At 23.9% G+C, this 19,049-nt stretch carries 23 protein-coding genes and 1 rRNA gene; 7 read left to right on the top strand and 17 right to left on the bottom strand.

The features are described from left to right. Positions 1-3: 3 nt before the first annotated feature. The 9 genes from ACIJYB_RS01070 to ACIJYB_RS01030 all read right to left on the bottom strand — a co-directional run bounded on the left by ACIJYB_RS01070 (position 4) and on the right by ACIJYB_RS01030 (position 6,051). Positions 4-306, bottom strand: a complete 303-nt coding sequence (locus ACIJYB_RS01070; protein ID WP_435151371.1) for a proton-translocating transhydrogenase family protein — start codon at positions 304-306, stop codon at positions 4-6. Between the two features lie 4 nt (positions 307-310). Further along, positions 311-1,399, bottom strand: coding sequence for an NAD(P) transhydrogenase subunit alpha (locus tag ACIJYB_RS01065; protein WP_435151369.1), 1,089 nt, complete (start codon positions 1,397-1,399; stop codon positions 311-313). Positions 1,400-1,408: 9 nt separating this feature from the next. After that, entirely contained in the window at positions 1,409-1,519 is a 111-nt protein-coding gene (locus ACIJYB_RS01060) for an aa3-type cytochrome c oxidase subunit IV (RefSeq protein WP_080637651.1), read from the bottom strand. 5 nt (positions 1,520-1,524) lie between these two features. Then, on the bottom strand, positions 1,525-1,650 hold the full coding sequence (ykgO, locus tag ACIJYB_RS01055) for a type B 50S ribosomal protein L36 (protein ID WP_008545413.1): 126 nt from the start codon (positions 1,648-1,650) through the stop codon (positions 1,525-1,527). A gap of 14 nt (positions 1,651-1,664) precedes the next feature. Beyond that, positions 1,665-1,779: ribosomal RNA gene (gene rrf, locus ACIJYB_RS01050) — 5S ribosomal RNA — on the bottom strand. A gap of 200 nt (positions 1,780-1,979) precedes the next feature. Further along, positions 1,980-3,020: a GDP-mannose 4,6-dehydratase gene (gene gmd, locus ACIJYB_RS01045; RefSeq protein ID WP_435151367.1), complete on the bottom strand. Its 1,041-nt coding sequence runs from the start codon at positions 3,018-3,020 to the stop codon at positions 1,980-1,982. A gap of 13 nt (positions 3,021-3,033) precedes the next feature. Further along, positions 3,034-3,924 (bottom strand): NAD-dependent epimerase/dehydratase family protein, encoded by an 891-nt coding sequence (locus tag ACIJYB_RS01040; RefSeq protein WP_435151366.1) that lies wholly within the window; start codon positions 3,922-3,924, stop codon positions 3,034-3,036. A gap of 4 nt (positions 3,925-3,928) precedes the next feature. Then, the gene (locus ACIJYB_RS01035) at positions 3,929-5,086 is read right to left on the bottom strand and encodes a glycosyltransferase (RefSeq protein WP_435151365.1); all 1,158 of its coding nucleotides are present in this window, start codon (positions 5,084-5,086) and stop codon (positions 3,929-3,931) included. Next, positions 5,083-6,051 (bottom strand): methyltransferase domain-containing protein, encoded by a 969-nt coding sequence (locus ACIJYB_RS01030; protein ID WP_435151363.1) that lies wholly within the window; start codon positions 6,049-6,051, stop codon positions 5,083-5,085. The genes ACIJYB_RS01035 and ACIJYB_RS01030 overlap by 4 nt, the downstream gene beginning before the upstream one ends. A 38-nt stretch (positions 6,052-6,089) precedes the next feature. Here ACIJYB_RS01030 and ACIJYB_RS01025 point away from each other — a divergent pair, with 38 nt between their 5' ends. Then, the gene (locus ACIJYB_RS01025) at positions 6,090-7,058 is read left to right on the top strand and encodes a Gfo/Idh/MocA family protein (protein WP_435151361.1); all 969 of its coding nucleotides are present in this window, start codon (positions 6,090-6,092) and stop codon (positions 7,056-7,058) included. Next, positions 7,048-8,046, top strand: a complete 999-nt coding sequence (locus tag ACIJYB_RS01020) for an NAD-dependent epimerase/dehydratase family protein (RefSeq protein ID WP_435151359.1) — start codon at positions 7,048-7,050, stop codon at positions 8,044-8,046. The genes ACIJYB_RS01025 and ACIJYB_RS01020 overlap by 11 nt, the downstream gene beginning before the upstream one ends. A gap of 21 nt (positions 8,047-8,067) precedes the next feature. Here the strand turns inward: ACIJYB_RS01020 and ACIJYB_RS01015 are convergent, their stop codons facing one another. From ACIJYB_RS01015 to ACIJYB_RS00995, 5 genes are all read right to left on the bottom strand, one after another. Beyond that, entirely contained in the window at positions 8,068-9,006 is a 939-nt protein-coding gene (locus ACIJYB_RS01015; protein ID WP_435151357.1) for a GDP-L-fucose synthase family protein, read from the bottom strand. Next, positions 8,987-10,018 carry a class I SAM-dependent methyltransferase gene (locus ACIJYB_RS01010; RefSeq protein ID WP_435151355.1) on the bottom strand — a complete coding sequence of 344 codons (1,032 nt, stop codon included), beginning with the start codon at positions 10,016-10,018 and terminating at the stop codon, positions 8,987-8,989. Before ACIJYB_RS01010 ends, ACIJYB_RS01015 begins: the two co-directional genes overlap by 20 nt. Further along, positions 9,990-10,268, bottom strand: a complete 279-nt coding sequence (locus ACIJYB_RS01005; protein ID WP_435151353.1) for a class I SAM-dependent methyltransferase — start codon at positions 10,266-10,268, stop codon at positions 9,990-9,992. Before ACIJYB_RS01005 ends, ACIJYB_RS01010 begins: the two co-directional genes overlap by 29 nt. 107 nt (positions 10,269-10,375) lie before the next feature. After that, positions 10,376-10,741, bottom strand: a complete 366-nt coding sequence (locus tag ACIJYB_RS01000; RefSeq protein WP_435151352.1) for a hypothetical protein — start codon at positions 10,739-10,741, stop codon at positions 10,376-10,378. Further along, the gene (locus ACIJYB_RS00995; protein WP_435151350.1) at positions 10,720-11,082 is read right to left on the bottom strand and encodes a glycosyltransferase family 2 protein; all 363 of its coding nucleotides are present in this window, start codon (positions 11,080-11,082) and stop codon (positions 10,720-10,722) included. Before ACIJYB_RS00995 ends, ACIJYB_RS01000 begins: the two co-directional genes overlap by 22 nt. 8 nt (positions 11,083-11,090) lie before the next feature. Between ACIJYB_RS00995 and ACIJYB_RS00990 the strand changes: the two genes are divergently transcribed. The 5 genes from ACIJYB_RS00990 (at position 11,091) to ACIJYB_RS00970 (ending at position 15,594) form a co-directional block, all read left to right on the top strand. Further along, the gene (locus ACIJYB_RS00990) at positions 11,091-12,755 is read left to right on the top strand and encodes an LIC_10190 family membrane protein (RefSeq protein WP_435151348.1); all 1,665 of its coding nucleotides are present in this window, start codon (positions 11,091-11,093) and stop codon (positions 12,753-12,755) included. Positions 12,756-12,768: 13 nt separating this feature from the next. Further along, the gene (locus ACIJYB_RS00985; RefSeq protein ID WP_435151347.1) at positions 12,769-13,140 is read left to right on the top strand and encodes an SDR family NAD(P)-dependent oxidoreductase; all 372 of its coding nucleotides are present in this window, start codon (positions 12,769-12,771) and stop codon (positions 13,138-13,140) included. A 38-nt stretch (positions 13,141-13,178) separates the two neighbouring features. After that, positions 13,179-13,502 (top strand): hypothetical protein, encoded by a 324-nt coding sequence (locus tag ACIJYB_RS00980; RefSeq protein ID WP_435151345.1) that lies wholly within the window; start codon positions 13,179-13,181, stop codon positions 13,500-13,502. Between the two features lie 7 nt (positions 13,503-13,509). Continuing rightward, positions 13,510-14,277 (top strand): phytanoyl-CoA dioxygenase family protein, encoded by a 768-nt coding sequence (locus ACIJYB_RS00975; protein ID WP_435151344.1) that lies wholly within the window; start codon positions 13,510-13,512, stop codon positions 14,275-14,277. Between the two features lie 66 nt (positions 14,278-14,343). Further along, positions 14,344-15,594 carry a hypothetical protein gene (locus ACIJYB_RS00970; RefSeq protein WP_435151342.1) on the top strand — a complete coding sequence of 417 codons (1,251 nt, stop codon included), beginning with the start codon at positions 14,344-14,346 and terminating at the stop codon, positions 15,592-15,594. Here the strand turns inward: ACIJYB_RS00970 and ACIJYB_RS00965 are convergent. Genes ACIJYB_RS00965 through ACIJYB_RS00955 form a run of 3 tightly spaced genes read right to left on the bottom strand, consistent with a single transcriptional unit; the run spans position 15,580 to position 19,036 of the window. Then, positions 15,580-16,581, bottom strand: a complete 1,002-nt coding sequence (locus ACIJYB_RS00965) for an MDR/zinc-dependent alcohol dehydrogenase-like family protein (protein WP_435151341.1) — start codon at positions 16,579-16,581, stop codon at positions 15,580-15,582. The genes ACIJYB_RS00970 and ACIJYB_RS00965 overlap by 15 nt on opposite strands. Positions 16,582-16,584: 3 nt before the next feature. Beyond that, complete coding sequence (locus ACIJYB_RS00960) at positions 16,585-17,277, bottom strand: methyltransferase domain-containing protein (protein WP_435151339.1); 693 nt, start codon at positions 17,275-17,277, stop codon at positions 16,585-16,587. A gap of 4 nt (positions 17,278-17,281) precedes the next feature. Next, the gene (locus ACIJYB_RS00955) at positions 17,282-19,036 is read right to left on the bottom strand and encodes a thiamine pyrophosphate-binding protein (RefSeq protein WP_435151338.1); all 1,755 of its coding nucleotides are present in this window, start codon (positions 19,034-19,036) and stop codon (positions 17,282-17,284) included. Between the last annotated feature and the right edge of the window lie 13 nt (positions 19,037-19,049).

Genomic DNA, 19,049 nt, shown 5'->3' with positions numbered 1-19,049 from the left:
TATTTATTCTTTTTTTTTTTTATACATTGCAAGCATTCTTTGTGTAACAAGAAAGCCTCCAAAAATGTTAATTGCTGCTAATGAAATTGCCAAAAATCCAAATATACTTGAGATATCAAAAATTTTATCAGAGTTTCCTTCTAAACCTGCAATAATTGCGCCAACAATAATCACAGATGAAATTGCATTGGTTACCGACATTAGAGGTGTATGCAGTGACGGAGTTACGCTCCAAACTACATAATATCCAATAAAAATCGAAAGGATAAAAATGCTTAATCTGAATATAAAAGGGTCTATTTCCATAATTTTATTTTATTAAAGTTTTTTCAATTATTTCATCTTCTAGATTTATATTAATTTTATTATTTTCTTTATCGTACAGATTCGAAACAAAATTAAACACATTCTTTGCATATAAATTTGATGCAGAAGTAGGAAGCTTATTTAAGATATTGCTTTCGCCCATTATTTTAACACCTTTTTTATCTACAATTTCATTAACTTTAGTAAAAGCTGTATTTCCACCTTGAATTGCAGCTAAATCATAAATTATTGAGCCAGAATTCATATTATTAATCATATCTTCTTTAATAATTACAGGGGCTTTTTTTCCAGGAATTAAGGCTGTACAAATTACTATATCAATTTTCTTCAGTGTCTCTGATAATAAGTCTTCTTGTTTCTTTTTAAAATCATCTGATGCTTCTTTTGCGTAACCCCCTTCTGTTTCTAGATTTTCTGAACCTTCAACTGTTAAAAATTTTCCACCCAAACTTTCAACTTGTTCTTTTGAAGCCATTCTAACATCTGTTGCAAATACAATTGCCCCCATTCGTTTTGCGGTTGCTATTGCTTGTAATCCTGCAACCCCAGCCCCAACTACTAAAACTTTTGCTGCTGGAATAGTTCCTGCTGCAGTCATCATCATTGGAATTGCTTTTTCGAATTTAGCAAACGACTCTACTACTGCCTTATATCCAGCAAGGTTTGCTTGTGAAGATAGTATATCCATAGATTGAGCTCTTGTTATTCTTGGAAGAAGTTCAAGTGAAAAAATATTAATATTCTTTTTAACTAAATTATCAATTTTATCTCTATTATCATTTGGGTTTAATACCCCTATAAATGTTTGATTTTGTTTTAATATAGAGGTTTTATCATTATCTAATAAACCTAACTGAACAATAATGTCCGCATTTTTTAAAATTTCATTTTCATCTTTTAAAATAGATACTCCAAATTCTTTATACTCTTCATCCTTAAATCCTAAATGACTTGCGTAATTTTCAGGTAAAGAAACATCAATACCGAGTGATATGTATTTTTTTGCAATCTCTGGAGTAATAGCTATACGTTTTTCAACTTTTTGGTTTTCCGATACAGAAGCAATCCTCATACTTTAATCTTACAGCAAGAATATTGCCATTAAAACTAAAACACCAATAACCGCGACAGTTCCCCACAACACAAACTTTGTAAAATTATTCCAGGTACTTTTATGGTTTTCATTATCCATAAAAATTATTTCTGTCTTGCTTTAAATTTTGGATTTGTTTTATTTATTACGTAAACTCTACCTCTTCTTCTAACTAGCTTAGAATTGAGATCTCTTTTTTTAATTGATTTTAACGAGCTTTTTATTTTCATAATAGTATTTTAAATGCCGGCAACGTCCTACTCTTCCGTGCCTTAAGACAAAGTACCATTGGCGCTGAAGGTCTTGACTTCCGAGTTCGGAATGGGATCGGGTATAACACCTACGCAATAATCACCGGCGATTGATTTATAGCTATTTAATTAATATTGTAAACAAAGAATTGAGCTGAATTTTGATATATTTTATTTAGTTTTTTAGGTCAATTTTTAATAACAAGTATAATCTATTTTTTTATTTGTTGATTTTTTTTAAGATATTGTCTCTATATAAAAATAATGTATGTAATTTTGGCACATTCAACTTTTAATAAAAAAAGTGCTCATTTTTTAGTGAAATACAAATTTTCATAATAAACCATTTCCTTTACTAAATCATTTATTTGATATTTTGGTTTCCAGTTCAGTTCTTTTTTAGCCTTTTTTGGATCTCCCAATAAAGTATCAACTTCTAACGGCCTGAAATATTTTTTATCACATGCAATAATACAATTCCCTTTGTCATCAAAACACTTGGAATTTATTCCTCGGCCAGTCCATTTGAAATTTACTTTAAGTTCATTCAAAACTAAATTTACAAAATATTTTACTGAATATTGTTTTCCAGTCGCAATCACATAATCTGCTGGAGTTTTTTTTTGCATCATTTTCCACATAGCTTCAACATAATCTTTAGCGTGTCCCCAATCTCTTTTTGCTTCTAGATTTCCAAGATAAAGTTTTTTTTGTTTTCCTTTCTTAATTTTACAAAGAGCACTCACAACTTTTTTTGTTACAAAAGTTTCACCTCTCACTGGACTTTCATGGTTAAATAATATCCCATTACACGCAAAAATTTTATATGACTCTCTATAATTAATTGTAATCCAGTGAGCATACACTTTAGCCACTCCATATGGGCTTCTTGGATAAAATGGGGTTTTTTCATTTTGAGGAATTGTTTGAACTTTTCCAAACATTTCAGATGTTCCTGCTTGATAAAACTTTGTTTTATTTTCAAGTTTATTACTTCTGATAGCTTCTAAAATACGTAAAGCACCAACCGCATCTGCATTTGCAGTATATTCTGGTACTTCAAAAGATACTGATACATGTGACTGGGCAGCTAAATTATAAATTTCATTAGGTTTAATTTTATTTATTAAAGACGATACAGAAAAACTATCAGTTACATCTCCATAATGTAAATAAAAATTTATATTATTTTCATTTAGATCTTTGTAAAGATGATCTATTCTACTAGTATTAAATGATGATGATCTTCTTTTTACTCCATGAACTTCATAATTTTTTTTTAACAAAAGTTCAGATAGATAAGATCCATCTTGGCCAGTAACACCGAATATAAGAGCTTTTTTTTTCATAAATAAAATTAATTCAAAATTTATTTTTTTTAATTATAGCATCTATATAACTTTTTAGACTAATTTTTCCAAAAACCTTGTGAACTTTATTGGATAAATTCATATTAGTTAATGCTGACGCATATCTTTCTCCTTTTCTAGAAGGTAATAAATTAATTTTAGAACTAAACATTTTAGCAACTTCATAAACAGAATAACTTTTTTTACTTGAAATACTATAATGATTACATTTATTTTTTTTCCAAGAGTTGTAGCATACTTGAATTGTATCATAAATATGGGTAAATCTTCTTGTTTGGCTTCCTGGTTTTACCACTGTGACTGGTAAACCTCGTTTATATTGATCTTCAAAAATTCCTATTACAGTTGCCATCTCTCCTTTGCAAATTTGCCTTGGACCATAAACATTATAAAAATAAATTATTTCAAATTTAAAATTATACCAACTTTTTAAATTTTCTAACATTTCAAGATTTTTTGCTTTTGTGAAAGCATAAGGTGATAAATCTTTATCTTTACCTCTATTGCCTATACTTGCTGAAGTTGCTGAATAAATAAGTTTTATTTTATTCTGTAAACAAAACTTAAAAACTTCATTTGAACCTATAGTATTTGAACTTATACATTCATCCATTTTTAAAAAACTTTGATAAATTCTTGAAAATTCTCCAAAATGAAAAATAGAATGAATCTTGTCTTTATAAAAATTTAATAGTTTTGAAAAATTTTTTGTATTTCCATTTATATATTTAATTCTTGAGTTTTTAATATGATTTTTCTTTTTTCCTGTTGAATAATTATCTATACTTAAAATATCGTATTTTTTTTCTTTTTTAATAAAAAATTCAATTAAATTTGAGCCAACAAAACCAGCTCCACCAGTAACAACAATATAATTCTTCATTAATTCAAATAAATCTTTTGTAACTATTTTCAAATTGTTTATCAAAATTTAATTCAGAATTAAAAGCTTTTGATAAATTTTTTTTAATTTCTTCGTACCTGTTGCTATCGTTGAGCAAATATTGAATTTTTTTTGCGATGTCTTTGGGCATTTTAGGATTTACAATTTCAAAAATATCTTCATTTTTTTTAAATTTAATAAAATCATTACTATTATTAACAATCATTGGTAAATTAAATAACAAATAATTATTAAATTTTTGAGAAGTTCCAGCCATATATTTGTGACTTAAAGACGTTTGCTTATAAAAACATAAACCTAAGTGTGATTTCCGTACAATTTCAAACCAATAATTATTACTAACGTCTTCAATTATATAAATTTTTTTTTTAAGATTATTAATTTCAATTTTTTTTTTTAAATAATCTCCAAAACGATTTATTGAACTTCCAGCAATAACTAATATAAATTTATCATTAATAAATTTAAAACTTTCAATAATTTCCTCTAAAAAATGATTGGGTCCAATAGATCCAAGGTGGCAAATAATTTTTTTAGATTGTAATTTGTTAGATATTAAAAATTTCTTAAATTTTATTGAATTATTAATAATAAATTTTTTTGGGAAGCAATTCATAAAATAGTAATATTTGCTTAAGATATTCTTTGAATGTTTTCTAAATAATTTTGATCTTTCTCTAGATGGAAAGATCAAATAATTACACTTTTTTGAACAATAAAATTCTAATCTTATTAAAAGACGTTCACCTAAATTTTTTGCACTGTTCAATAAATCAAAATCAAAATTATGATAAATAAATTTAGTTTTTTTTTTAAAAATTTTAGCAAACAATATATTTAATAATGCTTTTTTATTAAAATAAATTACATTTTTTGGATTTTTTAAAATTAAATGAATAACTATAAAGAAGTTAAAAATTATATAATTTAATAAATTAAATTTAGAATTTAAAAAATTTGGAGATTTTAATAATTTTACATTTTTTCCAAAATTAACTTTTTTAATTACATCTTTAAAATGTGTTAAGTTTCTAAATATGATATAAACCTCAAATTTATTTTTAGAGAATTTTTGAGATAAAAAAATAAGTGTTTGATAAAATTTTGGATCTGCCCATATTATTAAAAAAATTTTTTTCATTTTTTTTTTAAGTATATAATGTGTGTTTTTAAATAATAATTTTCTTCATGTATTAAAGGATTTTTTTTTAATAATCTTTTTTTCAACCTTTTATTTTTACTAATTAGCATATAACCAACTGGACAAAATTCAGCATAAGTTTTAATTGGAACAAAGTTATTTTTTTTGAAAATATCCATATATTCGTTTCCATTTAATTTAGAGAACAAATCATCTTGCACCAGTACACCTCCGCCACCTCCTTCATTTAATTCATAATCAAGTGTTCCAACATTTTTATCAAAATAATTTTCATAATCATTTTTATTTAAAAGTAGGTGATTAAATCCATTATTTTGATTATCTCTTCCTGAAAAATGATCTCCGCTATAAGTTAACCACATCGGTCCTCCATAAGAAGAATATAAAATTCCATCTTTTTTTAATAATTTTGAACAAAGTTTAATTACTTTTGAAAAATCTTTACAATGCTCGAATACAGCATCACTTACAATAAAATCAAATTTTTTTTTATATTTAAAATTAGTAAAATCTTTTTTATAAAATTCAATTTTAGTTCCAATTTTTTCTTGTTTGATAAATTTTTTTACTTGTTTCCATGAATAATTATAATTTAAAACATCAACACCTACTATTTTTTTTGGTTTAAATTTAAACCACAAATGATAATCAAAAGCATTCCCACAGCCAATGTTTAAAATTTCTTTATTTTCAATCTTTTTAATATTATTAAGTTTTTTTCTTCTTGCTAAGGTAGAAAATCCTTTAGCAGGTAGAACGAGATCAATATCATAATTTTGATTTTTAAAAAAATTATTATAAATTAATCTGTATAGTGGTCTTCTTAATATTTTATCATAATAATCTCTGATTTTATCTCTTAGGGTATATTTTTTAATTTTGAAAAAATTAATATATTTTGTAGATATGTCTTGATCATTAGAAAATTTGAATTTTTTTTTCATACTAGATAGTTATTTATAGTATAAACACAGTTATCAAAATGATAAAAATAGGCATAATTGGAATGGGTAATGTTACCTGGAATGTTCATCTTCCAGTATTGCTATCTAGAGATGATTTAGAAGTATCATGGGTATGTGACAAAAATCAAGATAAGCGTAAAGTTTTAGAAAAAAAAAATATTCCGTTTTTTGAAAATCTAGAAAAGGCAACAAATTTTATGAAGTGTGACATAGTTTTAATAACTATACCATTTTCAGAAAGAACAAAAATTTTTGAACAAATCAAAAATAAATGTAGTGGAATTTTTTTTGAAAAACCGTTTGCGCTTACCTTAAAACAACACGAGTACTTTTCTAATTATTTTAAAAATTATGCTGTAACTATCGGATATCAAAGAAGGCATATGAGAATTGTAAAAACCTTAAAAAATATAATAAATCAAAAATTATTTGGTTCGTTAGTTTCAATTAAAATCAATTTTGGAGATATTCATTATAAGTTTGATGGATTTAGATCAAAAAAAGAAAAATCAGGAGGCGGAATTTTTTTTGAAACAGGTTCCCATTGGATTGATACAGTTTTATTTACCACCAATGCTAAAGATGTAAAAAATTTTAAAGCTACTAAAAAAAAGATTGATGAACTAGACATCGAATGTAATGGTGAATTTGATATCGTAAATCAACAAGATCATGAGTTTAATTGTAAATTTTATATGACTAATTTAAAAAACACATCTAACTCAATTGATTATAATTTTAAAAATTGTTCAATAAACCTCTCACTTTTTGATGATAATTCAAACTTAAAGATAACCAATAATGATAGTAATGAATTCATAATTAAAGACAATGAATTCTTAAATTTTCCCAATAAATCTCTTGATGTTGCATGGTCATTTTGGGATGAATTTATATCCTCATATAAAAATAAAAAAAAATCTGAAATATCTGTCGATAATTTTATACTTACTACCAAGATAATTGAATTATTTTATGCTGAATAAAAAAATACTTATACTGGGTGCTACTGGTCAAATTGGTAAAGAGTTATCATTAGAGTTTAAGAGTTCAAAAGATCTAGACGTTTTATCTCATTCTAGGACCTTAGTAGGGTCATCTTTTTTTAAGAATAATGATATAAACTTTGTAGCAGCTGAACTTAATGATAATAAAGTTATCTCCAAAATATCTAACACAGATTTAATTTTTGACTTGGCTGCACCTGATCATGGATCTTTAAAAGATATAAAAGAGTTTTATAAAAAAAGATTTGATTTTATTTTTTCTCACATGAAAAAAGATGCTAAATTTGTTTTTGCTAGCTCTATGAATGCTTTTGGAATTGATAATAAAAGAAAAGTCTTAAAAAAATATTTTATTTCAAGTTCAATTTATGCTTCAAATAAACGATTTGCTGAAAAATATATTAAAAATTTAGGGAAAAAAAAATCTATTCAAATTTATATTTTAAGACTTGCTGAGGTTCATGGTCATTATCAAAGAGCAAGCACTGAAATTATAAATCTAATAAAAGATAAATATCTTTTTAAAATCCCTAAAACTCCTGCTTGGATTACTTTTGTAACATTAATTAAACAATCTATAATAAATATCTTGGATGACAAAGAGGCTCCAGGTTTGTATACTTTAACCTGTGATGATATTTATTGGCATGATCTTCTTAATATATTAGGTGCAAAAATAAATTTAAAACCAAAATTTATAATTAACAAAAATGAAAAAAAAAATATTATATTAAATTTTTTATATAAAATAATTCTATCAAAAAAGGACCTTTTGAGAGGAAATTTTAATTTTAATGAGGATTTTGAAAACTCAATAAAACTGGCATTTAGAATCAGAAAAACAAAAAATTCTATTGAAAAATTTAAAGGTATAAAAATTTACAGTGACAAGGATAGATATACAGGTATTCTTCCAGGAAAAAGGCTGCGCTCTTTAATTTATGATACAAAAAAAATATTAGATTAAATTTTAATATTAACTGACATTCTAATTTCTCTTTAAAAAAGAACTATAAACTTTTTCAAATCCTTGATCCAAATTTATTTTTGGTCTCCATCCATATTTTTGAGCTAACGAAGTATCCAGCAATTTTCTTGGCGTACCATTCGGTTTACTTTTATCAAATTTAATTTTAATTTTTAATCCAATTTTTTTTATTATGAATTCAGCAAATTCTTTAATTGTTTTTTCATCTCCACTTCCAATATTTATTAAACTTTCTTTAGTATTCTTATTCATAAAAAAAACACAAGCATCAGCAAGATCGTCTACATACATTAATTCTCTTTTTGCACTTCCATTACCCCATAATATAATTGATTTTTCTTTACGTATTTTAGCGTTGTGAACTTTTCTTATTAAAGCTGGATAAAAATGGGATGTTAATAAATCATAATTATCATTTGGCCCATAAGTATTTGTTGGCATTAAACATTTATAATTAGTTCCATGTTGTGAGTTATAGCTTTCACACATTTTTATACCCGCTATTTTTGCAATAGCGTATGGTTCGTTTGTTTTTTCTAATTCTCCATTTAATAAATATTTTTCTTTAATAGGTTGATTGCATTTCTTTGGATAAACACAGCTTGAACCTAAAAAGACTAGACTTTTAACATTGTTTAAATATGAAGCATGAATAATATTAGTTTGGATTGCTAAATTATTATAAATAAAATTTGCTCCAAAGGTATTATTTGCATAAATACCTCCAACAGTTGCTGCAGCATTTATAATTACATCGGGTTTATTTTTTTTAAAAAATTTTTCAACTTGGCTTTGATTTCTTAAATCAAGTTTCTTTTTTGATATAGTTAAAATTTTTTTGTACCCATAAAGAACTAACTTTCGCACTATTGCTGATCCAACAAGACCGTTATGGCCGGCTACAAATATTTTTGAATTTTTAGTAATTTTTTTTAACATGCTTAGAAAAATTTTTTTTATCAATTGTCAATACTTTAGGCAAAGGAAATATTAGTTTGCCTCCTTTTTTGATGTAATTTAATTCCCTGTTTATAATTTCGCTTTTAAAGTGCCATGGCAAAACTAACTTAAAATCTGGCTGAGAATTATTAGCAAACTTTTCACCTATTATTTTAATATTACTTCCGATTGTTCGGGCTCCTATTTTTTGTTTATTTCTTTCTATTGCATAAGGAATTTTTTTATTATCAATGTCTAAGAATTGTAAAATCGTATTCCCTTTTGTTGAGGCACCAAGAACATAAATTTTTTTTTTTTGTTTGAGGATTATATCAATCTTTGAATTAAGTTTTTCTCTTATTTTGTTAATATTTTTATCAAATTCTCGATAAATATTTATTTTTTTTACTTTAATTTTTTTTTCCTGTGAAATTAAATTTTCCAGTTTTTTATTATTTTTATCTTTATCATACATATTGTTATTAGCATGAGTTACAAAACACCTTATACTTCCGCCATTAATAGTATTTCTTGAAATATCAAATATTTTTAAATTATGTTTTTTCATTAAAAAATTTAGGCTATGAATTGAATAATATTCTAAATGTTCATGACAAATAGTATCAAATGATTTTAGTTTAAGCATATCTACTAAATAAGATAATTCAAATATCCAAATTCCATTTTTATCTAAATGTAATTTTATTTTTTTAACAAATATGTTTGGATTTTGTAAATCATAGAACATTGCAATTGACGTAATTAAGTCAAATTTTAATTTTGAGAATATATTTTTTTTCTTCGGTGGAAAAAAATCATTAATAACATTAATCTTCTTTTTATTAATCTTTTTTACAATTTGACTTGGATCTATTCCATATTTTTTGAATTTTTTTGGATAAAAATTTAATAATGTGCCATCATTACAACCAATGTCTAAAACTTTTATATTGACATTATTTTTTATGAGATTTGACCCAATTTTAGTTAATTTCTCTAAGTGATTTCTCATTGTGATGTTTATGCCCGAACTCATACCAATAATTTTTATAAAGAATTTCTTTATTTACGGTATGTGATAATTGGACCAAAGAACAATTTTTACACAGCACTAACAAAAGTGGAATTTTTTTTAAATAAGGCTTTGGGTTATTTTTTTTTATAAATGAGCCTTGTATATATTGTTTCTTTAAGTCAATAATATTTATTAAATTTTTATTACTACAAATACGGCATTTATTTATTTTATAAAAATTAGACATTATTTTTTAATTTGTAGTAATTATTTTTTTGTAAATAATTATTTTTTCATCTTATAATTTATAATTATAATGTTTGACACAGAAAAATAAATATTTAAGCTCAGTTATCATTTAAAAAATCTATATTTAAACAATACATATATTGCTTTAAAACCATCAGAAGCTTTTATTTTTTTACCCTCATTATATGTCCGTCCGTTATAATTGATCGGCATTTCAGTTATTTTTTCTTCAAGCAAAGATGCCTTAGTTGTAATTTCAGGACAAAAAGAAAAGTCATTTTCTTTAAGTTTGATCGACTTAAAAAAATCAGACTCAAAAAGTTTATAACAAGTATGAGCATCCGTTAAATTTTGGTTGTTAATTATATTGGATAGCTTTGTAAGAAATAAATTACCAATAATTCTCAATCTATGACTAAAGTTTTGAGCTTTTTTATTTATTTTATTATTTAGTACTCTTGAACCATACACAATTTTTTTTTTTTATCCTCTTCAATTTTTTTTAATAATTCATAAAAATCTTTTGGATCATATTCTAGATCTGCATCTTGAATAATTACATATTCTCCTGAAACATTTGGTTGAGCACTTTGAATCGCTGCTCCTTTACCTTTATTTTTATTATGCAAAATAATTTTATCTATTTTGCTTTCATTTTTTAATATAACTTCTTTTGTTCCGTCTGTTGAATTATCATCAACAACTATTAATTGTTTTAAAATTTTTAGATCACTAACTTTATTTATTATTTCTTGAATTGTATTTATTTCATTGTATGCAGGTATAATAATTGTTAATTTAGCTTTAACCATAATATGTAATGATAACAGTATTTATAAATTCATTTTTAATAATTTTGTTATTTACACCATTTGGGTTAATTTTATCAAATAATAAAAAAAAAGATTTAGGTTATTACTCAACTCAACTAATATTTGCTTGTATAATTTTAAGTTTTATTAGTCTTTTAGTTAATTTTTTTTTTCCTCTTACTCAGAACATTAATACAATTATATTGGGTTTTGGTATTATTTTAATTTTTAAGAACCTTTCAATTTACTACAATAAACAATTTTTAATTTTTTTACTCTTTTCAGCTCTATTGATAACCATTCTAATTATAGAAAGTAATGTTTATAGGCCCGATGCTGGATTATACCATTTACCATATATTGGTATTTTAAATGAGGAAAAAACAATATTAGGATTATCAAATTTTCATTTTAGATATGGCCATATATCTATAATGCAATATTTATCTGCAATATCAAATAATCTACTTTTTAGAGAAAATGGGATTGTTTTTGCACAAGCTTTAATTGCGGTATCTGTAATTATAAATTTTACATTTAAAATCTATAATTATAATAAATCAAAAAAATATAACTTTCATTTTTATTTTTTAATTTCTGTATTGCTATTTATTTTCTATAAAATGAATAGGTATGGTGAGTACGGTAATGATGCTCCTGCTCATTTTATTTTTTTTTATCTTATTTCAGAATTACTTATTATTAACAAAAACAAAGTTATAGATGTATGTAATATTTTTTTACTTATCTTATTTATTATTTTAAACAAAATAACACTTTTAATGTGTTTTTTCTTCAGCTTTTTTCTCATAAAAAAAGATACAATTACATCAATATTAAAATCAAAACGTTTTTATTTTGTAATTTTTTTTGCGTCTATATGGTTTATAAAAAATATACTTATTTCTGGATGTTTAATCTATCCAGTAAAATTTACTTGTTATGAAAATTTATTATGGACAGATATAAAAACTGTTAAAAGTAAGTCTGTTGAAAATGAATCGTATACTAAAGATTGGCCTACTTACGAAAAGATTATAAATGAAAATAATATAATTTCCATATCACCCTCAGAATATATAAAAGATTTTTTTTGGACAAAATTTTGGATTAAAGGTCATTTTCAAAAAATTTCGAAAATTCTAATACCATATTTGTTAGTTTTATTTTTATTATTACTATTTTTATTTTATCAAAAAAAAACAAAATTCATGATTAGCAAAAATAATATTTACATTTTTATATTGCTATTATTTTCTTGTTTGTTTTGGTTTGTTAAAGTTCCTATGTTTAGGTATGGTTACAGTTACATAATAAGTTTTATAAGCTTAATTTTTGCCTTTCTTACCTGTCACATTTATTCTTTTAAGAAAGATCTAAGATTATTTTTTAATATATTTTTAATTTTTTTGTTTTCAGTTTTGGTATCTAAAAATATCATCAGGATAGTAAAAAATGAAAATGATTATAATAACTACCCATGGCCAAAATACTATGCCATGGATAAACAAAATATTCATAAAGGATTTATAAAACAAGAAATTAATGGAAAAATATTTTATAAACCAAATCATTATTGTATGTATTCAAATTTTCTATGTGGTAATTACGGTGTAAAAGATAATTTAGATATTCTTTACAAAAAAAACTATTATATTATGTATTTAAAATAGTCTGATCAAAAAAATGACCAAAAAAATAATTCTTATTACTGGTGCAAATACTGGATTGGGTTACGATTTAGCTAAAGGTTTAATAAAAGATAGAAAAATTGAGTTAATAGGTTTGGTAAATAAGAAATCACCTGTTAAAGCCTTACTTAAAAAAGTTAAAATAATTAAATTAGATTTAATGAATAATAATGAAATTTTAGATTTAAATTTAAAATTTAAAAATCATCAAATTGATACAATTATACACTGTGCAGGTGGTGGTTTAGGTTACCATAGTAGTTCAATTAACTTAAAAAAACTAAATGATTTAATGCAGCTTAATTTTTATAGTATTTTTGAAATTAATAAAATTCTGATTAATAATAAAAAAAAAATAAAAGATTAAATATAATTCACATAGGTAGTCTTGCCAGCACACACTCTGTGGCTTCAATTGGTTACTCTGCATCTAAAGCTACTTTAATAAATTACAACAAAAATTTAGCTTATAAATTTTATAAAAATAAAGTTTTTACTAAACTTTTAATACCTGGAAGCTTTATATCGACAGGTGGTTCCATGCAAAGACTTAAAAAAAATAAAATAAACATTTTTAAAAATATTGAAAATAAATTAATTTCAAAGAAATTATTAACAAGTAAAAACTTAATACCAATCATTAAATTTTTATCCTCAAAAGATTCTGATATATTGAGCGGGTCAATTCTAAATGCTGCGAATCTTGAAAGTTTAAATATTTTTTCTTAATAAAAATATGCTAAAAAAAAAAATTATTGAGAATGTTATAATAAGTGATGGTTATTATGATAAATTTAGAATTTCTCAAAGAGAAATAAAAAAACTTTATAAAATTATCAAACAAAATTTTATCGAAATAGTTGAGCAAAATAATGTGGAAAAAATTGATTTATTTAAGAAAATACATTTAAGTGATTATCATAAATACTCCAAATTATTAAAACATGAGAATGTAATGAAAAAAAATAATCGTATTATTAAACCAAATTATACCAGGCAGATAAAAAAAATGGTTTTTTTTAAAAGATTAAAAAATATTTTTAATAATTTTAAAATTTTAAATTTTGAAAATATTTATAATGAAGAAATTGATTGGAGAATAGTAAGACCAAATTCCAATGATGTAAGCCCCCTACACAGAGATGAATGGTTTTGGAGTCTAAATAATAAATATATTAATAAAAATTTTACACGTATTAAAATTTGGATACCAATTTTAATTGAAAAAGGAAAAAATGGATTGAGTTATGTTCCAAAATCTCATTTAGATGAAATAATTTTGAAAAATAAAAAAATAAGAAAAGATGGCCTCCTAAAACCTGGAAAAATTAATAAAAAAATGAATGTTAGAGTATTTAAATCTGATATTGGCCAATGCTTTATATTTAATGATAAATTAATGCATGGTGGTTTTGCTGGAGGAAAAAAAACTCGTGTCAGTTTAGAATTTACCATGATGGTTAACAATAAAGTAATAAATAAATGTATTAATTCAAATGCTTAAAGATTTTTTTTTTGTAAAAATATTGAAGATTTAGATAAAAAAACATTAATTTACATTTACTTATCAATGGTTTTGTTAGTTTCAATTCTTTCATCAATTTATTGTTACTTAATTATAAATAAGTTTGATGAATTAACTGATAATAATTTTAATATTATTTTTAAAAATATTCAATTTGAATATGGTAAACTCATTCATAATATCTATTATAATTTTGATTATAGTTTTATTGATGATGATGGAATAATTTACTATTTAAAACGCTTACCACTACATCCTCTTTTATTAGTATCAATAGCAAAAATTTCAAAAAATATTTTTTTTATATTTATATTTAAAAATATAATATTGTTCTCATTACTTTTTATATCAGTTTTGGTTGCTTTAAGGTCTCAAAAAATTAAAGTTTTCGTGTTATTTTTACTATTTTTACCATTTATAATTCCATACAATTTACATGTGATACTGAGCATTTTTTTTGCTGACAATATCGTTGCTGTGTTAATGCCTAGTATATTTATTTTATTATATTCTAATAATAAAAAAAAATATTTTTTAATCTCAATATTTATATTCTTATTATATCTAACAAAAAATTCTGTAATGTTTGTGGTGTACATCTTGCCATTACTAATTATCTTGCTCGAAAAAGATAGGCTTATTCTCAAATCCTTACCACTTTTTGGGGCTATATCTGCAATATTCTTATGGGGAATATTTGGCATAATTAATACAAGTAAATTTCCTATTGGATCTTCAGTACTTACAAGTAATTCTAAAGTTTTAAATGAAGTTGTTCTTAACGAAAAATTTAAAGAATTTTATCCTGAGCGTTCTGTAGATTTAATAAATAAAAATCAAATACCAGATCATCTTAAGAGCGAATGGGAAGTTTATGAATATTATAAAATTGAAAATAAAATTTATTTAAGTAAAAATTTTTTTGAATTTGTTTCAGATATCAAAATTAAATTAAAATTTATATTTTTTAATATAAAAAAAGACTCTGTTTTTCCAATAAATGGTAAATATGAAAATCCAATTATGATTAGTCATATAATAAATAAAATTTTTTTTAATTTATCAATAATTATTTTTTTTATATTTTTTGTAAAAAATTTTAAAAAAAATTTTGACTTTAGAGCCCAAAAAAATGATTTGTATTTTATAAATATTTTATTATTTTCGTTATTTCCAAATATAATTGGATGGGCGACTTCTAAACATTTGGTAAGTATTCAGATAATTTCGATAATATATATATTATTTAAATTTAACTTTTATAATAATAATAAATTTATTTTAAAATTTAATTAAAGGTCTTACAACTTTCCCCTCTTCAAAGTCTTTAATCGCATTATTAATATGTTTTAGTTTATAAATTTTTTTTCCAAAAAAAATATCTAAATTTTCATTTTTTAAAATATTTTCTAATTTTTTGAATATTTTGTTAAATGGTTTTGTATCATGCCATGCCCCAAGAAAGCTTACACCATTTATGATTGTCCATGGATCAAAATTTATTTTTGTCTTATTTGGGTAATTTCCTATAAAAACTAATTTTCCACCAAATTTTTTTGGTAATAAAATTGATTTTTTCAATACTTCTTTATTTCCCGTGCACTCAACAACTATATCAATTTTTTCTATTTTAATTTTATCAATCGAAAATGCTAGATTAGTAGCCCCAAGTTTTTTTGCATTTTGAAGTTTACTCTTAACTTTATCAACAACAATTATGTTTTTATAACCAATTTTTTTTGCAATTAATACTGTAGCTAAACCTAAGCCGCCACAACCTAAAATACAAATTGTTTTTGAGGGTTTTAATTGTATGTCTTTTAAAGCATTAAATGCTGTAGAAAAAGCACAACCTAATAAAACTTTTGATTTAATATTTTTATCTTTATTTATTTTATACAATCGATTTTCACTTATCGCCGCATACTCATTTAAAGTATGAACTGGTCCACCATTAATTTTTAATCCATTTGCATCTTCATAAATTACTCCACCAGAGTCTTTTCCTACACTTTTAATCCAACTTAAACAAACCAAATCATTTATTTTAAATTTTTTCACTGACTTATGTTTATCTTTAATTACTCCGACTCCTTCGTGGCCTAGGCAATGCGGTAAAAATTTATCAATGCCTCTTTCGCCTTTAATTTCAGAGAGCTGAGTATGGCAAATTGATGAGAACAACACCTTAACAAATAATTGTGATTTTTTTAGAATTGGTTTTTTAATATCAAGTATTTTTATTTTATTTTTTCTTAATAAAACTGCGGCTTTAAAATACATCACTTAAATTCCATATGATTTTGGAGTGGTAAAATAATAATCACCGTTATATCCAAGTTCCATAAACAAATTTTTCCAATCTTTCTTTTTTAATATTATTCCACCATGTAATGTCCAATCAAGGAATTTCGATCTGTCATTATTTTTTTCATAAGAGGGAAGTGTAATATGGGAATTTTTAGAAATTTGTGAAATAATTTTAATAATCTTAATTAAATCTTTAAAGCTATATCTATAAATTGAATTATGTGCGTGAACAAAATCAAAATGTCCATTTGGATATCTGATATCACAATAAGATTTTATGAATTTTAAATTTTTTTTTATTTCTTTTTGACAATTTATTATTGGATATTTATGATCTTCAATTCCATAAACCTTAATTCCGGGTATTAACAATTGTAAATCATAAATAAAAAAACCCTTCTTTGCTCCAATATCTAACACTCTTGAGTTTTTATTTAATTTATATCTTTTTATAATTTTTTTTAAAAAAATTTGCCATCTTCCATCATATTTATAACCACCATATCCGTTTTTTCTATCCCCATCATAAAATTCATGACCAAATTCATTAGCTATAATTCTTCTTCTGATATTTCGATATTTTAAAAGTTTTTTTCTATCTAAGTTAGAATTTTTTTCATTAGGTTTTTTTTTACTATGTTGAAAGTATCCATAATCGAATTCGCTCATAAATTTATTTTTCTAAAATTTCTTTTATGACATTTTTTGAAAGAGCAGGACTCATTTCATGGAGAGGTTTTCCATAGTCTATTTTGGGAGCTACTCTTGCATTAGGATCTATTCTTACATCAATTACTAGTGGACCCTTTAAATTATATATTTTTTTTAAATTTTTTTTCAAGTCATCATTATTGTAAATAATTAAACTTTTAATACCGTAGGATTTAGCAATTTTAGTATTATCTGGTAAACTTAAACCACTAGATTTATCAACACCTGCATATCGTGAATTAAGCCATGTTTCTTGGGTTTGTTTTATTAATGAATAACCTCTGTTATTTATTATAAATATTTTTACATTAACTGAATAATTTTTAATTGTTTCTAGCTCCTGAACATTCATTGGGACTGAACCATCACCAATTATAGCTGTTATCATTTTTTTTTTATTTCCAAAATATGCTCCTACGCTTGCAGCAAGTGAGTAACCCATTGGGGAATGGTTAAATGCGGTAAACATATTGATATTCTTGTTAATTTCAAAAGCTTGATATGTCCAAATTAAATTTGCACTAGCATCGGGAATTAATACAGAATTGTTTTTAACATATTGGGAAAGAGTTTTAAAAAAATAATAAGGATCTACAAATTTTTTATTTGTATAGTTTTTTTTTGATAATATAGGATAATCTTTTTTTAAACTATTTATTACTTTGATCCATTTATTGATATCTTTAGATTTTAATTTAATTTTTTTTGTAAACATTTGAGAAATAAAAGGTTTTATACTTGAAGATATTTTTATATCAATCTTTGGTAATCTTTGGCTGTTAAATTCATTAGTGTCTATATCTATTAATATCTTTTTTGAATTTGGGCTAAATTTCTTTGGATCTCCACCAACCGCTTGGGTTCCAAGTCTTGTACCTATACAGAAAATTAAATCAGCTTTTTGTAAAGTAAAATTACCATATCTCGTTGCTGCAACACCAAAACTACCTGCATTCAATTTATCATTAGTTTTAAATAAATCTGCTATGCCCCAACTGCAAGAATAGGGAATTTTATATTTTTTAATAAATTTTTTAATTATTGAAACTGACTTGCTTAACCTTATACCATTACCAAGTAGCAATAATGGTCTTTTTGATTGCTCAAGCAAATATAAGGTTTTTTTTAGTTTAGAATTAAGTAATTTTGAAGTCTTTAATTTATTTAATCTTATTGGCAAATAAATTTTTTTTTTATTTGGCATGTAAGATCTTTGTATATCATCAGGTAATTCAACTAAAACTGGGCCCATCCTTTTGTTGTGAGCAATATCTAATGCCTTTTTAAATTCATAATCAATTTCATGAGTATTTTTTATCAAGCATGAATATTTGGTAATTGGTTTAACCATGTTTTGAACTTCCATTTCTTGAAAACCAATTTGTCTAATTCTTTTGTCTTTTCTTAAATGAGAGGTTACTGGTGCACCCGCAATATACAATGATGGAATCGAGTCAAAATAAGAACAAGCCATTCCTTGTAAAAAATTAAGTATACCTGGACCACTTGTGCCAATTGTAACCCCAACTTTTCCAGATACTCTATAATATGCATCTGCTGCTAATGATGAACCCTGTTCACTTTGTCCAGGAATAAATTTCAAGCCCTTATGTTTAATAATACTATCTACTAAATGTATTACACTACTACCTTGGCCACCAAAAATAACTGAAGTATTTTTTGATAATAGATCAGCAATATAATCAGATACTTTCATGATGAACTAATTA

It is taken from the genome of Candidatus Pelagibacter bacterium nBUS_44 (assembly GCF_051200895.1).
Taxonomy (GTDB): Bacteria; Pseudomonadota; Alphaproteobacteria; order Pelagibacterales; family Pelagibacteraceae; genus Pelagibacter.
This window is presented reverse-complemented; position numbering and strand designations above follow the sequence as displayed.